Annotated in this window: 8 protein-coding genes; 4 read left to right on the forward strand and 4 right to left on the reverse strand. The window is 53.9% G+C overall.

The window, feature by feature from the left end:
• The first annotated feature begins 331 nt into the window (after positions 1–331).
• From VF639_RS03265 to VF639_RS03275, 3 genes are all read left to right on the forward strand, one after another.
• Positions 332–2383, forward strand: coding sequence for a transglutaminase domain-containing protein (locus tag VF639_RS03265; RefSeq protein ID WP_331144451.1), 2052 nt, complete (start codon positions 332–334; stop codon positions 2381–2383).
• Entirely contained in the window at positions 2380–4344 is a 1965-nt protein-coding gene (locus tag VF639_RS03270) for a DUF3857 domain-containing protein (RefSeq protein WP_331144452.1), read from the forward strand. The genes VF639_RS03265 and VF639_RS03270 overlap by 4 nt, the downstream gene beginning before the upstream one ends.
• A 200-nt stretch (positions 4345–4544) precedes the next feature.
• A complete protein-coding gene (locus tag VF639_RS03275; RefSeq protein WP_331144453.1) occupies positions 4545–5648 on the forward strand; it encodes an SDR family oxidoreductase in 1104 nt (367 codons plus the stop codon).
• A 190-nt stretch (positions 5649–5838) separates the two neighbouring features.
• Here VF639_RS03275 and VF639_RS03280 read toward each other — a convergent pair whose 3' ends face one another.
• Both VF639_RS03280 and VF639_RS03285 read right to left on the reverse strand, forming a co-directional pair.
• On the reverse strand, positions 5839–6657 hold the full coding sequence (locus tag VF639_RS03280; protein WP_331144454.1) for a hypothetical protein: 819 nt from the start codon (positions 6655–6657) through the stop codon (positions 5839–5841).
• Between the two features lie 15 nt (positions 6658–6672).
• Positions 6673–7668 carry a hypothetical protein gene (locus tag VF639_RS03285; protein ID WP_331144455.1) on the reverse strand — a complete coding sequence of 332 codons (996 nt, stop codon included), beginning with the start codon at positions 7666–7668 and terminating at the stop codon, positions 6673–6675.
• Between the two features lie 249 nt (positions 7669–7917).
• Between VF639_RS03285 and VF639_RS03290 the strand changes: the two genes are divergently transcribed.
• Complete coding sequence (locus tag VF639_RS03290; RefSeq protein WP_331144456.1) at positions 7918–11496, forward strand: reprolysin-like metallopeptidase; 3579 nt, start codon at positions 7918–7920, stop codon at positions 11494–11496.
• Positions 11497–11889: 393 nt separating this feature from the next.
• On the opposite strand, the gene VF639_RS03295 is transcribed toward VF639_RS03290, so the two are convergent.
• Both VF639_RS03295 and VF639_RS03300 read right to left on the reverse strand, forming a co-directional pair.
• On the reverse strand, positions 11890–13467 hold the full coding sequence (locus VF639_RS03295) for a T9SS type A sorting domain-containing protein (protein ID WP_331144457.1): 1578 nt from the start codon (positions 13465–13467) through the stop codon (positions 11890–11892).
• Positions 13468–13975: 508 nt separating this feature from the next.
• Entirely contained in the window at positions 13976–16033 is a 2058-nt protein-coding gene (locus VF639_RS03300; RefSeq protein WP_331144458.1) for a ComEA family DNA-binding protein, read from the reverse strand.
• Positions 16034–16077 lie beyond the last annotated feature (44 nt).

Raw genomic sequence — 16077 nt, forward strand, 5'->3', positions numbered from 1 at the left:
TCTACTTGTTGAAACACCTTGCATGCTGACGTCCGATCAGTAATCCAGCATCAGCACCCAAGGAGCTTCGGCGGCGTCCGGCATGACAGTCGAGCAACTTCTTAACCGGTTTCACTGTGTCTAGAAAGAGAATAGAAGCTCGAAAGCAAGTAAAATTATATCAATAATTAATAAACTTTAATTTTGTCTTTTCATTGATGAGTTTACCTGCAAAAAGGTGATATTTAAATCCTCTTCGACTCGCCTCTACTTTATCTAGATCAAGCATATTTTCTTCTTTCTCCTTGCGAGAAGGCCGACCGCATTTTGCTTCTCCTCACCTATTCATTATATGAAAAAACGTGTATTCTGCCAGCTTGCGCTATTAGGCGCGCTTGGTAGCGCCGCCTCGCTACCGGCTTTAGGCCAAACCGACCCTATTAAATTCGGCAAGCCCAACCTTGAGGACTTCAATTCTAAAAGCTTCGTGGCCGACAGCGCGGCGGAAGCAGTGGTACTTTGCGACTATGGCCGCTCCCGCTTCGAGTACATCGACGGGGACTTCCGCGTGGTATTCGACCGGGTTACGCGCATCAAAATTTTACGCAAAGCCGGCTACGAGTGGGCAACGGTGGAAGTGCCACTCTACCACCAGAGCAGCCGCGAGGAAAAGCTCACGAACGTAAAAGGCTTCACCTATAATATGGTGAACAACGAAGTTGCCAAGGAGAAATTCGACGCAACCATCTTCCGTGAGGAAGCCAGCTCCAACGTAACGATGCGCAAGTTTACGCTGCCCAACGTGCGCGAAGGCTCGGTTATCGAGTACTCGTATACCGTGCTGTCCGACTTCACCTTCAACTTTCAGGACTGGCAATTTCAGCATACGATTCCGGTGCGTTGGAGTGAATACCGAGCCTCTATTCCAACTTACTTCGATTATAAGATGCTGATGCAAGGCTACGTGGCGCCCACTATCGGTGAGCACTCGGATGGCACCATGCAGGTAACCGTATCAGAGGGTGGAGGCTTCGTTGGGGCTGGCATGAATACGCAACGCGTTTCGGGGAGTAGCACCACGGTTAATGTGCCGCTGAAAACCCACCGCTGGGTAACGAAAGATGTGCCTGCTTTCCGGGAGGAGCCGTTCATGACCAGTTACCGCAATTACATTTCGCGCATCGACTTCGAGTTGGCGGGGGTGCGTTGGGAAGGGCAACCGTATCGGGCGGTGGCCGACAGCTGGGAGAAAATCAACGACGACTTGTTGGCAGACGAGAATTTTGGGGTGCAGCTAAAGCGAGGCAGCTTCCTGAAAGAGCAGCTTACCGCGCTGCTGGCGCAGGAAAAAGATCCGGCGGCACGCATAGCGGCCATTCATACCCTGGTGCGCAAAGCCGTGAAATACGACGGCCACGACCGGCTGTATAGCACCACCACCATCCGCAAGGCCTACGACCAGCACCGCGGCACGGCCGCCGACGTGAACCTGCTGCTGATTGCCGCCTTGCGGGAGGCTGGTTTTCAGGCCAACCCGGTGCTGCTGAGTACCCGCAGCCACGGCATGGTCAATCAGGAGTTTATGCCGTTGCTTTCGCGCTTCAACTATGTAATGGCGCACGTGGCACTGCCCGAAGGCAAGGAGATGATGCTGGATGCCACCGAAGAACTGCTGCCTTGCGGCATGCTGCCTACGCGCTGCCTCAACGGCACTGGTCGCCTCATTATGCCCAAGGCCGCCGAGTCGCGCTGGGTTAGCCTGGTGCCCCAGCAACGACTCACGGAGTACCAACAGATTCAGCTCACGCTGGATGACAAAGGGGGGTATACCGGCAAGGTGCACTCCGAGCACAGCGGCTACGCAGGCTTGCAGCAGCGCACCCAGCTAAGCGAGAAAGGCGAGAAGAAATTTGTGGAAGAGCTGCTGCGCGGCCGTGAAGGCTGGAACCTAGGCAAGTACCAGTTCGGCCAGCGCGAAACCCTCGATAAGCCTCTCACCTTCGACTACGAGCTAACGGCAGCGGGTGGCGACGCCCCAGCCGGCATGCTTTACCTGAAGCCGCTGCAACACTTCGGCAATGCCCGCAACCCCTTCGTGCACGAAGACCGCAAATTTCCGGTGGACTTTGGCTTTGCTATGGATGAGACGCTGGTGATGACCCTTACGCTGCCCGCCGGCTACGAAGTGGAAGAACTGCCGAAAGCGGCCTCCATTGCCTTGCCCGACAACGGGGGCCGGTTCCTGTTTCAGGCTCAGCCTTCGGGCACTACCATTCAGATTATGAGCCGGCTCAACCTAACTCGGCCCGTATACTCGGCCGCAGAATACGCCAGCCTGCGCGAGTTCTACCGCTTGGTGGTCGCCAAACAGACCGAGCAAATTGTGTTGAAGAAGAAATCATGAGCCACTGCCTGCATTTCCTGAACCCGGGCCGCCAGATGAGCCTGCTGTTGGGTACTAGCTTGCTGGCGGGTACCGTACTGGCGGGCCCGACTCCTAAGTATTTGGTGGCAGACATTCCCGCCGCTTTGCGTGAAAATGCGCACGCGGTGGTTCGGCTATCCGAAGAAACGTTGCTGGTGAAGTCGGCGGGCCGCACCGTTGAAACCGAGCGCCGCGCCGTTACGGTATTCGATGAGGCAGGCTCCCGGTTTGGCACCAAGGTGGTGTACTACGACCAGCTGAACTCGGTAAACTACCTGCGCGGCTTCGTGTACGATGCCGACGGCCGCCTATTGCGCACGCTCAAGTCGTCGGACATCAAGGACGTATCCCTATCCGATGGGTTCAGTTTGGCTAATGATGGGCGGGGCCGCTCCGCCGATTTGCGCCAGCCGCAATATCCTTACACGGTGGAATTTGAATACGAAATCAGTTCCACCAACACGCTTTTCTACTCCACCTGGCGGCCCCAGGCCACCGAGCAGGTAGCAGTGGAGCAAGCGGTATTCCGGGTACTGACGCCCACCGAGTTGCCGCTGCGCTACCTGGAGCGGGACCTGCCCACTGGCACGGCCGTGGCGCGCACCACCCAAGCGGGCGGCTTGCAAGCTTACGAGTGGCGGGTGCAGAACCTGGCCGCCGTAGAAGACGAGCCCGACGGTCCGCCCGTGTCGGAAACGACGCCCGTGGTGTTTACGGCGCCGAGCCAGTTTGAAGTGCAGGGCCACCTAGGCACCCTCACTTCCTGGCAAACACTCGGTCTTTGGAGCTACCAACTGAATAGGGGGCGCGACGAATTACCGGCTGCTCTACAAGCGAAAATAGCCGCCTTGGTAGAAGGCGAAACCGACGAGCGGGCGCGCATCAAGAAAGTATATGAGTGGCTACAGGCCAACACGCGCTACGTATCGGTGCAGCTGGGTATCGGCGGCTGGCAGACGTTTCCGGCTTCCAGCGTAGCGGCCAATGGCTATGGCGACTGCAAAGCCCTTACCAACTACTGCCAAGCCTTGTTGAAGGCGGCCGGCATTACGGCGCATTGTGCGCTGGTGCGGGCCGATGAGGAAGATATTCGCACCGAGTTTCCGAGCCAACAGTTCAACCACGTGGTGCTGTGCGTACCGCTGCAGAAAGCTGCCAAGCGCGACACGGTTTGGCTGGAATGCACCAGCCAAACCAACGCCTTTGGCTATATGAGCAGCTTCACCGGCAACCGCCACGCCCTGCTTGTCACGCCCCAAGGTGGCAAACTGGTACGCACGCCCCGCTACGGCGCCCCGGATAACAGACGCGAGCGGCTGGCCGACGTGTATCTGGACGAGAAAGGCAGCGCCACCGCCAGCATCCGGACCCGCCGCACTGGGCTGGAACAAGACAATTATGCCGCGCTGGCCAATTCCATGAATGTGGTCGATCAGAAGAAGGTGCTGGCCGAACACCTGCCACTGGCCAACTTCACGATCAATAAGCTAGCCTACACTGCCGACAGACGCGGCTCGGTACCGGCGCTTACCGAAACCTTAGGTTTGGCTCTGCCGGGCTGGGCCAACGTATCGGGCAAACGGGCTTTTCTGACCCCTAACCTGCTTAGCCGCTGGAGTGCGCTGCCACCAAGTGCGGGTGAACGGCGGACTGCCATCTGGCTCGAAAATCCGTTCAGCTACGCCGATACGGTGCGCATTCACGTGCCGGCAGGCTTCAAGCCCGAAAGTTTGCCGGCACCCGTGCAGCTCAACACCGCCTTTGGCACGTATTCCAGCCAAGTGCAAGCCCTGCCCGATGGCACCCTATTGTACGTACGCCGGCTTCTGGTACCCCGCACCCGATTCGCCCGCTCTGAGTACCCCGCGTACCAAGACTTCCGCCGCCGCATCAGCGCGGCCGATAAAGCGCAAGTGGTGCTGGTGAAGACCGACGCGTAAAAGCAATAAACAACCAAAGAAGCCCTCTGAAAGCAATTCCAGAGGGCTTCTTGCTTTCCAAAGCACTGTTCGCTTGCAAGCAGATTATCCGGCAAATAAGGCGGAGAGCCTGCTCTTACCTGCTCATATAAACAAGTGATTTTAGATCAAAGCCCAGCTTTCATCGTACGCCCTGATTGAACTCAACCTACCTACAACCTATGAAAGTCAACCTAAAAAAGCTCTCCCAACAAGTAGTTGTTATTACTGGTGCCTCATCGGGCATAGGATTGGTTACGGCGCGTATGGCGGCCAAGCAAGGCGCCAAGCTAGTGCTGGCAGCCCGCAGCGAAGAAGCCCTGCAGCAGCTCACCAGCGAAATTCAAGAAGACGGTGGCCAGGCAACCTACGTGGTGGCCGATGTGAGCAGCCAGGAAGAAGTGCAGCGCATTGCCCAAGCAGCGCAGGAGCAGTTTGGAGGATTTGATACCTGGATCAACAACGCGGGGGTTTCCATTTATGGCAAGCTCGAAGAAGTGCCTATTGAGGACATGCGCAAGCTGTTTGAAACCAACGTCTGGGGGTTGATCTACGGGTCGTTGGAAGCCGCTAAGCACCTCAAGCAACGTGGGGGCGCTATCATCAACCTGGGCAGTATCTTGTCGGAAACCACCGCTATTCTGCAAAGCATCTACAGTGCCAGCAAGCACGCGGTAAAAGGCTTCACCGATGGGTTACGCATGGAGTTGGAGCTCGATGAAGCCCCCATTTCGGTTACGCTCATCAAGCCGGCCGCTATTGATACGCCTTACCCGCTACACGCCAAAAACTACATGGAGCGGGAGGCCAAGCACGCGCCCCCGGCCTACGCACCCGAAACCGTGGCCCGCGCTATTCTGCACGCCGCCGAAACGCCCACCCGCGAAGTAACCGTAGGCGGCGGCGGCAAAATGATGGAAACCATGAACCATTGGGTTCCGCGCTTACTCGACAAGTTCATGGAAAACGTGTTTGTAAAGCAAGAGCAGGCGGAATACCCTGCTGGTGCACTTGAAAACAATGGCCTCGACCAACCCACCGGCAAACTGGAAGCCCGCGGCAACTACGATGGCCATACCCGCGAGACCAGTCTCTACACCACCGCTGTTCTTCACCCGGCCGTAACGGCGGCCGTAGCCGTGGGCGCCGGCGTAGTACTGGCCGCTTGGCTCACCAAATCGGCAGGAAAGAAATCGAACGGCAAATTTTCCAGCCAAACGTACCGCGGCGTGCTGCCTCCCGAATCAATCCAGTCAACTTTGTATGCTAAAAAGTCAAGCAGCTGAAAAGTTTATTTATCAAGCAACAGACAGTAGCAAGGTACTCAAAGGTAGGACACTAGTTTTACTGTGATGGATGATAATGTCGGTTCTACGGCTTCTTAAGAGACATAAGTGGCTGACGCACCACATCCAAAACAAAACCAGCACCCGACTTCTTATGCAAATCAGGTGCTGGTTTTTTTGAACCTATATTTTATCTCTTATTAAAAGTACTGATGAGTATTGGATAGCCTAACGTAGCCGATATACCAGACCCACGTACATGCATCTTAGCAGCACCTAAATTACCGTTGTAACTATATTGCACAGGCACTAAAATCATATCTGTAAAGCCTTGAGTAATAGCAAAACTTAAATTCAAGCGTTCTTTTCCCAATCGATAAAAGTGAGCCATGACACCTATAGTTAAGAAACTCCCCCATTTATGATTGTAGTATGGCTGTTGACGAAATTCAATTATATCTCGTGCTGGATTGGTCTGTCCAGTAATAGTTGTAGAATTAAAATTACCACAGTTCAAACAATTATTACCTATTAGATTTAGCCCTCCGCCGAGAAAGACATCTAACTTAAAGCTAAGCAAATAGGCTTTATCTAAGGTATCTAGAGCACGTATATTATAACGTTTGACTAAATAATTTAACATAAGAGGAAATTGATGCAAATAGGCACTATTTGCATGTCCTTGTTTATCCCCTTTCTTAGACGCATTTACAGTTATATTATCCGGAACCTTGATTTTATATCCCCAAGACAAACCACTGCCTCTATATCCTAATGCAAAAGAAAATTTTTTATTAAGTTGAACCCGTGGTTGAATATTTAGAAAATTATGAAGAATAAATTGCCTTTTTATAAAAGGTTCATTAGCCCATCCAAAATGTCCACCCTCTGCATAGTTATATCCAAAACCTATCCCTGCATCAAGATAGACTTTTGCTTGAGCAAAACTATTTTGAGCAGAGATAGATACTAGATTTACCAGTAAAATGATTTTGTGTACGTTAGTCACATATCATTTATTTATTTATTGATTGATGTAATAGCGTCTAGAACGAAAACCGCCACATCCGAATACAACTCCCACTTGGTACAAATTCAAACCGCGAGTACCCTCGTAATAACGTCTTACTGCAGTATTATCACTGCAAGCATTAGCAGTTGAGCCAAAGTCCGAATCAGTAGTATTCAAGCATTTCTCACGCCAATATGCTCCGGGATTAGCAATAATACTCATACAGGCCTTCTTTGCGAACCAAACTCTTAAAAATCTATTTTGATATTTAACCTTAGCAAGGAGTGAAAAATACAAACCATATTTTTGATATTCCACATTACATTTTAAACGCTCATCACTATCTATATAATCGTAGTCATCATCAACTTGTGCAGCAGCTCCTGGAGCACAACCTATACCAGAGCCTATTCTAATATTGCGTGCAGATGTTCCCTGATCTCCTGCATCAACTAGATCAAGCACATCTTCATTAAGATAGTAATAGTTAACATCATCACTGTAAGAACCTCGTGACATAGAGGAATATAGATCAGAATACCTATCCTCCGGAATATATGTCACTTTCCCGGCTGCAAAATCAAGTTTATAAATCTTTTCTGAAATTTGCACGGTTCCTTCCGGTGATAATAAAGTCGCAAAATACATATCTCCTACCGGACAAACTGAAGAATCCCCTTGTGCTTCTGCGTCAGCGTACTGCTTTCTCAAAGAAGAAAATCCTTGAATATTTTCCCAATTACTTAAATGATCATCTATTGTTTCGTCAGGTTGTAAATCATCCAGCGAACTAAGCACAGATTCGAAGCTTTCACGAGTAGGAAATGACAAGTATCCGTTTCCAGTATTATAGTATACAATCGGAGCACTTCTATCATCATCAACTTTTGTAGAGCTTAACTTTGGCTTAACATTATCGTTGACCTTTTCGCAACTTGAAAAAATCAAAAAAATAGATGTGATGAACAAAAATCGCAAAGGATTTTGCAAACGGTAAGAATTTTTCATGGGTTCTACTGTGATGTGTTTTAAATAATTGTACAGCCAAACATACTAAGCTGCATCTTAATAAGTAAATTTAAGAAGTGCAAAATATTGGCTTTATTGCTATACGTAACAGAAACTTAACATATTGAGAAAAGCTGTAATTATATTATACTAGCATTAAAATGGCACATTATTACGATATTACCACGCTTTTTGTACTGAAAGAATCTAAATGTGACATTTTCCACTTTTCGCTTTTCCTTTTTTACTATGCTGTTACCCTTTACTTTCTCGCGGCGCGTTTGGCACAAAGCCGTTCTAGGGGGCTTGCTCCTGGCGGCGGGGTCTCCACTCGCGGCTACCGCACAACGGGTGCTATGGGCTGATGCCACAGAGCCGTTACCAATCGCTTCCAGGGTCACTACGCAAGCCCTGAGCCAGTATCGCGCCGTGAGTGTGCAGCTACCGGCTCTGCGAGCGGCGCTGGCCGATGCTCCTACCGAAGCCAGCCTGCGCAGCTCTACTATTGTGATTTCTTTGCCGCTGCCCAATGGCACCTCGGAGCGTTATCGGATGGCGCAAGTGCCCGTGATGGCCCCGCAGCTGGCGGCGCGCTATCCGATGATTAAAACCTACGTGGGCCAGAGCCTCGATGATGCCTCGGCCAGTGTCCGGCTGGATGTGTCGCCGGCTGGTTTTCACGCTATGATTCAAGGCGCTGGCCGCACGGTGTATATCGACCCGGCGGCTGACGGCAACGCGGTTCAACACCTTGTGTTCAACAAGAGCAGCATGAACATGGCGGGGCAAAACCAGGTGTGCTACACAACGGAAACGGCGCCAGTGCTGCCGGCTCCTACCGCGGCCCGCTCACCCAACGGCACTACGCTGCGAACTTACCGCTTAGCCATGGCTTGTACCGGCGAATATGCCGCTACCAAGGGCGGCACTACGGTGGGCGCGCTGGCGGCCATCGTGGCATCGGTGAACCGCGTGAGTGGTGTGTATGAGCAGGAGTTGGCTATCCGCTTTGTGTTGATTCCGAAAACGGACACGCTCATTTTCCTGGATGCTGCCACCGACCCGTACACCAACCTCAGCAACTCCGCTACGCTAGCCACCAATCAAACAACTGTAGATCAGCGCATCGGAACGGCTAACTACGACATTGGCCACATTTTCAATACCGATGGCGGTGGTATTGCTAGACTTGGCGCTGTGTGCCAGACTGGCCTGAAAGCCCGCGGCACCACTGGTTTACCTAACCCCACCGGCGACGCCTTCGACATCGACTACGTAGCGCACGAAATGGGCCACCAGTTTGGCGGAGATCATACGTTCAATGGCAGCACAGGCAGTTGCGCGGGTGGTAATCGCTCGGCTGGCTCGGCTTATGAGCCTGGCAGCGGTACTACCATCATGGCCTACGCCGGTATTTGCTCTCCCCAAAATACGCAGCCAAACAGCGACCCGTATTTCCATAGCCGCAGCTTCGATCAGATTGTTACGTACATAAACGGGCTTGGCAACTGCAGTGTTAATACGGCTACCGGCAACACGCCGCCCGTGGTGAATGCTGGCGCCAACTACAGAATTCCGATAGGCACGCCTTTCACCCTCACCGGTTCGGCCACGGATGCTGATAGCGACCCGCTTACTTACTCTTGGGAGCAATTCAATCTAGGCCCTGCCGGCGCGCCTACCGCTCCGGTGGGCGACGCGCCTATTTTCCGGTTTTTCTCGCCCACAACTAGTCCGTCGCGCACGTTCCCGCGGCTGTCTAACCTGCTGGCGAACACCACGGCGCTGGGAGAGATTCTGCCTTCTTACTCGCGCCGTTTGATATTCCGCCTCGTAGCCCGTGACAACCGCGCGACGGGCGGGGGTGCAGATTACGACTCGATGACTGTAGCCGTATCCGGTACTGCCGGACCTTTTTTGGTGGCCTTGCCTAATACGGCTACGGCCTCTTGGCAAGTTGGTGCGCCTCAGCAAGTGAGCTGGGATGTAGCCAACACCACTGCTGCCCCCATCAACGCAGCCAACGTGGACATTCTGCTTTCTACGGACGGTGGCTTAACCTTCCCTACGGTGCTGCTGGCAAACACGCCCAACGACGGTTTCGAGAACGTAACCGTGCCGACCACTGTGGCGGCTACCACCACAGCCCGCATCAAGGTGCAGGCTTCGGGTAATATCTTTTTCGATCTTTCCAATCAGAACTTCACTATTCGCAATAGTGGTGTCCCCACCTTCTTCCTGGGCACAGCGGCTACCCAGCTTTCCTCTTTTTGCCCCGGTGCCACCTTAACCGTACCGGTTACGGTGGGGGCCATTCAGGGCTTCACCGGCACAGTAGCCTTATCGGCCAGCGACTTGCCAGCGGGCATTACGGTGAGCTACAACAACAGTAGCGCTGCGGTTGGCACCACGGTACAAGCTACCATTGCTACTACTACCACTGTTGCCGCCGGCCTTTACACTATTTCCTTAACCGGCACTAGCGGCGCTCAAAGCCAAGCCCAACAAGTCAGTTTCCGGGTGTTGCCGGCTGCTACCGCAGTTGCTATGCCCCTTACCCCAACGACTGGAAACCGGGTCGGCCCACGGCCACGCTTCACATGGGCCCCGGTGCCAAACGCCACTGCTTACGAAGTGCAGATAGCGTCTGACGCGAACTTTAATACGGTGCTCTTAACGCAGGCCGCCATTACTACTACCAGTTTTACGGCTACTTCGTTGAACTTAATCACGGGCAGCACCTACTACTGGCGCGTACGAGGCATCAGTGCCTGCGCCACCGCGCCGTATTCAGATATCACGGCTTTCCAAATTGGCACCCTGACCTGCACCACCACAACGGCCACGCAAGTACCCGTGACTATTGGGGCGACGACGGCCAACACCATAACCTCGGTGCTAAACGTGCAAACCGGAGAACGGGTAGGTGACATTCGCATCAGCAACTTGGCCATCACTCACCCGAACGTGGGTGAACTGACAATTTCGCTCACCAACCCCGCGGGCCGCACAGTGGTGCTGTTGGCGAATGCCTGCCCCGGCACGGCGAATATCAACCTTAGCTTGAGCGATGCGGCAGCTTCGGCCGTGACCTGCCCACTCACGGGCAGCCCCACGTACCGGCCGGCCAACTCGTTTGCTGAATTGCTGAATGACCCTGCCAACGGCAACTGGACATTGACTATAGCTGATAATGCCCCCGGCAACGGCGGGGAGCTTACCGGTTGGAGTTTGGAGCTTTGCACGGTAGGTGAAGTTCCCGCCGTTCCAACAGCACTGACGGCCATTCTCAATGGCATAACCAACAACGTAGCCAACGTTAACCTGCTATGGCTGGATAACGCCAGCAACGAAACAGGTTACCAGATTGAGCGGACGGGCTCAAACAACACAGCGTACCAGCTTGTGGCTACTGTGCCCGCTAATACCACCTTTACTACCGACCAGATTAGTGGTGCTATCAGTGGCACCACCTACTGCTACCGCATTCGGGCAGTAAACGCCACTGGGACTTCTGCCTATTCCAACGAGAGCTGCGTGAGCGTAACCATACTGGGCAACAAGAGCGCGGCCTTACTCCGTGGCGTACAGGTGTTCCCGAACCCGAGCGCGGGCTTGTTCCAAGTGAATATCGACAACGCCCAGCGCGGTGCTATCACCTTGCGCGTTACCGACGCCCTGGGCCGCACCGTTGAGCGAGCAGTACTCAACAAAACCAACGCTCCGCTTCAGCATTCGCTCGACCTGAGCAAGCTAAGCACCGGAGTATATCAACTCCACCTGGATATGCCTGATGGCACTGCCGTGGTGAAGCTGATGAAGCAATAGTAAGTGAAGCCGTAAGCTTTCTAGAAAGGTGGCTCCCGTAGAGGAGCCACCTTTTTTGGTACGTGGCCTGCGCCACAATAGACGCTAACAACCTCATAGAGAAACGGCATGTACAGCCATTTTGCACCCTTCACTAACAACCAAGTCGTGCGCTACACAAACGTGCAACCTCAAGAGACGCTACATACTGTGCAGCTCACTTGCTCAGGCTTGTTTACACATCTGGTTCCTCGATATGCCTTGTCTCATACCTAGGTATGTAAGCTTGTGCAGAACAGTAGTCAATCTTCTGCCAATTGAAAATCAGGACACGATACCCACTGAAAGCAATAAAGGCAGCACCCGCATGGATGCTGCCTTTGCTGTCGAAGAGGCGGACGTCTTATTCAGGCGTTATTCCACTACTACCTTCCGTACTACGGTTTGTTTGCCGGCCTGCAGCCGCAGCATATAAATGCCCTTAGCCAAGGCCGACGTGTTGAACGACTGCTCAGCCGTTCCCCCACGAATTATCAGTGTACGCTCGGTTACTACCTGACCAAGCGGATTGAGCAAGGTGGCTTGGGCCGTACCCAAAGCAGCAGTACCATTTACACGCACCATGAGTTGGCCCGTACTGGTGGGGTTCGGAAATATCTGTACTTCACCTTTGGCTAGTTGCTGCTGCGTACTTAGCACTGTGTTGGTCAGGGCGATAGAGAAGGCGCCTTGTACGTCGGAAGTAGCGTATGGCGCTATTGCAATGTAGTAGGTGGTATTTGGGGTGAGGCCCGTTACGTTCAAAGAACCAGCGGGTGAGTTGTTGGTTTCGCCGCCTTTGCAGGCCACTTGCCTAAAGCCCGAAGAGCATGTCGTGGCCGAAAACACTCGAACAGAACCCGCCGCTGAGCCCGTAGTAGCGATACCTACGTTGGTACTACCCGCTCCGCTGGCCGTCGTAGTGAAACGGAACCATACATCCTTAGGATTGACAGCTACTCCGCAGCCCATAGGAGGCGGGTTGGTGTAGCCGGGAGCCACGCTGGCCGTAGTGGTGGTAGCCCCTAAGTTGGTAGCATTAAGGGGAGTGGCGCCGGCAGACGGTGCGGGCAGTGGTATGGCATCGCACGGATCGTCGTTAGTGGGGCCAGTCGTAAAAGTAGTGTTTATTACAGTGCCCGTTACGCCGCCGGTGCAGTTGGTTTGCAACCTGAGCGCATAGGTCGTGCTGTTGGTAAGGCCAGTGATAACAATGGGAGAACTAGTGGGCGCAGGCGTTAAGGTAGTAGCTGTGCCTCCTGTCGGGGTGTAGGTTACGGTGTAGCTGGTATGGCCTGCACCGGGCGAGAAAGTAAGGGTGGCTGAAGTTCCACTCACCGAGCTAACCGCAAAGTTGCGAAGCGTACCACATACGTTGGCGGGGGGTGCAAAGCGATATATCTGTCCAGTGGCCGGAACGGCAGCAATATTCAATGGATCGACAGTGGAGCTGGCTGTAGGAGTAGCCGAGGCGTTGTTGAGGGCCAGAAAGCTTCCTGCTCCGGTTCCTAGCCCCCCTAGTCCAATGGATGCACTTGCCGAATTTAGTGTCCCAGCCTCACGGCGATAAATAAACTCGATGTTGTTGGAGCCTTCATACAGTTTCACTTGGAACGATACGGCCGGGGCAGGAGCATCGTAGTCCCAAAGGAAATTGCGCCATTCAAACGTGAAAACCCGGTTCGGAGCCGTACCCGTAGTCAAGTAGGAGGCCGCCCCACCATTAGCGCTTGCAATACCGCTAAGATCGTCCCAGAGCGGAGCCAGCAACGGCCGTGGGGCTGAGGCCGCCGTCAGATTATTCTCCTGACCGAGAGCTGTGTTAGCTGTATTGAATGTTAGAAATCCGTTGGAGGAAGCTTGCAGCTGGGTATAAATACTGCCATCATAAGCGAAGGAGAAACCCAGTTGAATAGTCGATGACAGAGCATCGTCGGTTAACAGGGCAGGCACGGCAGTTCCTCCGGTCAGCTGTGTGAACGTGCCGGCTACTGGGGTAAACGTGTAGGTATTTACTTGAGCTGACGCAGAACTAACAGTTAAAGCAACACTAGTTACCGCTGCTATTAAACGCTGAAAAAACCTAATACGGGTTTGTATGCGTGTTTTCATTCAAAAAACAAGAAAAACAGTGGAAAGACGCGAGGCAAAATAGTTTATGGCCTATTTCAACTCGTAATAGGCCAATATAATCTATAAATCCTTCTCGAAAGATGAACACAACAATTGATTGATGATTTCGCCAGATGTAAAAAGCCCGCTGCATCAGCAAATACTGTCTTAAGTCACAGATTAGTAGCGTTCTGTTTCCGCTAGCTAGCAAACCAGTACTAGCGCTACCAGTTATTATTTGTTAAACAATACGCAAGCTGCGCAGCATAGCACACAGCTTCATCATCGGCGCACAGCAGATAAACGACTTGGGCGTAAACCAAAGCTTAGCAAGCCAAGCAAGATGTCCTTAGAAACGGTAGCGGGCCTGCGCCTTAAGCTCAGTACGTTGCGGGCCCTGAATTTCTTCCAGACCAGACCCTACCGTGGACTGATGGCGGTAGTGCGTTTCGGCCAGCCGTAGCCAGAGCGTGAGGTGACGCGTGCAGTTGATTTCAACTAAACCGTAGATGCGCGTGCCTTGACCGGAAAGCGCCGGCACGGAAAAGGCATACAGCACGTCCTGCTCGAAAACATACTGCCGGGTATCGTAGTCGTCGGTGTCGAAAAGGGCGTAGCGGGCCGAGAGGCGCAGGCGCCGACCGACTCCTACCGTAACATCCTGCGCCAACACGTAGCCCGCGCGCCAAGCGCCTTCGTTTTCGCGGTAGCGGGTACCCTGCACGCGTGTGCGCAGCCCGAGTGTAGCAGTAGGATTGGCATCGTAGTAAAGCAACAGGCTGCGGCGCACCGTGGGTACCGGCATGGGCACGGGCTGGTTGCTATCGGCATCGTACTCCTTTTCGCGGGTGCGTACTTGGGCGTAGAGCAAGCTGGTTTTGGTAGGCGCGTAGGCCAGCCGTATCAGCCAGTCGTGCCCGCGCGAGGGGGCGCCTACCTGGTATTTCAACCACGGAAACCAGAATTGGTCGTAGTAAGCTGAAACCTCCCACCGGGCTACGGGCCGCAGCTTCGCCCCCAGATACAAGCCCGACTCGTTGCTATTACGGGTGTTTTCGCTGAGTGCGTTGCCGTACAGCGTATGAAAGTCGCGGGCATAATGCCGCACCAGCGCCGAAACGTCGAGCGTGGGGGCCACACTGGCTAGCAAGCCATTGACGGTGCCTATGCCGCCGGAGCTGCTGCGGGCGGTTTCGCCGAACAGCAGCACATTGCCGCGCACGTAGCTATAATGCGCACTTAAAGCCAGATTGTGCTGCCCCCGAAACTCATATTGATTGTAAAGCTCGGGGCGGCGCTGGATAGCTTTATCGAAATGAGTATCGACGGCGGTGAGCCCGGCGGCGAAGTTGCTGCTGCGGCTGTTGTAGCTGAGGTTGCCACCGGCGATGGTTTCGCGCAGGGCTTGGCGGTTGGCTAGCTCACTTGGGGTACGGTGGAAGCCCGTCAGCTGAAAGCCCGATGAGTATTCGTCGAATTCTGCCAGCGAATCGGCGGCAAACTGCACGTTGGCATCCACCCGCTTGCGCGAAACAAACGCCGTAGCCCGCACCGTAGGCGCCAAGCTAACCGTAGCCGCCGCGCCCCGAAAAAACGTGCTTTCCAGCACCGACGAGTACGGCCGCACCCCTACCGAGCTGCGCCGCAACGTGGTAATTGTTTCGGCTCCCTTCCCCACCTGCAACCCCGACGACAGCAGCAGCCCCTGCCCGAATTGCAGCTGATAATCGCCCACGGCTAACGTCTTCAACCGCCCCCGCTCCTGCACCACCAAATGCCCCGACAGAAAATCGGCCCCATAGCGACGAGAACCGGGGTTCCATACCAGTTGCTCCCCCGCATCCTTCTCGGCCGTGAAGCCGAAGCTGAAATCTTTGGTGTGACTAACACGGTAGCGCATCAGTAGCTTATCGGGCGAACCTACGTAGCGGGTCGGCCCCTGGCCTAGGCTGTCCAGTGGGGCTTCGGAGTAGCCTTTGCGACTTTCGAGTACCCGCTCATAGCGCACAAATAGGGCGTTGTTGTCTTCCTTGAGCACCCGCTGCCACAGCGGCCCGCGGAGTGCGTTGCTACCTCCCGCAGTTTGCGCGGTAACAAAGGGCGCCATCCGATAGATAGTCCGCAGGTCGAAGCTCGGCACCACTTGCAGCTCATACAGCGTCAGAAGGGAACCACGCTGCTGGCGGTAGTCGAGTAGGCTGGTAATCTGGTTTTCAGAGAGTAGCAGCAGGCCCCGGAGCTCTTCGCGGGTGGCCGTGTTGAGGTTGAGCGGCGTCTGGTAGTACTGCAGCAAGGTCTCGTAAAGGTCCTCGTAGGGCACCTGGTCGCTCTGAATTTCGGCAAAAAGCTCCTGCGTCAACCGGTCGAAGTCGGCTGGTGGGCGCACGTATTCTTGCGCTTGCGCCATAAAAGCCATTAACAGAAGCCCAACCAGTATTGCTAGGCTACGCT

It is taken from the genome of Hymenobacter sp. (genome assembly GCF_036387835.1).
Lineage (GTDB): Bacteria > Bacteroidota > Bacteroidia > Cytophagales > Hymenobacteraceae > Hymenobacter.

Excerpts from the sequence above, each read along its gene's own strand:
- VF639_RS03265 (WP_331144451.1), top strand. The coding sequence starts at position 332 with ATGAAAAAACGTGTATTCTGCCAGCTTGCGCTATTAGGCGCGCTTGGT.
- VF639_RS03270 (WP_331144452.1), top strand. The coding sequence starts at position 2,380 with ATGAGCCACTGCCTGCATTTCCTGAACCCGGGCCGCCAGATGAGCCTG.
- VF639_RS03275 (WP_331144453.1), top strand. The coding sequence starts at position 4,545 with ATGAAAGTCAACCTAAAAAAGCTCTCCCAACAAGTAGTTGTTATTACT.
- VF639_RS03285 (WP_331144455.1), bottom strand. The coding sequence starts at position 7,668 with ATGAAAAATTCTTACCGTTTGCAAAATCCTTTGCGATTTTTGTTCATC.
- VF639_RS03290 (WP_331144456.1), top strand. The coding sequence starts at position 7,918 with ATGCTGTTACCCTTTACTTTCTCGCGGCGCGTTTGGCACAAAGCCGTT.
- VF639_RS03300 (WP_331144458.1), bottom strand. The coding sequence starts at position 16,033 with ATGGCGCAAGCGCAAGAATACGTGCGCCCACCAGCCGACTTCGACCGG.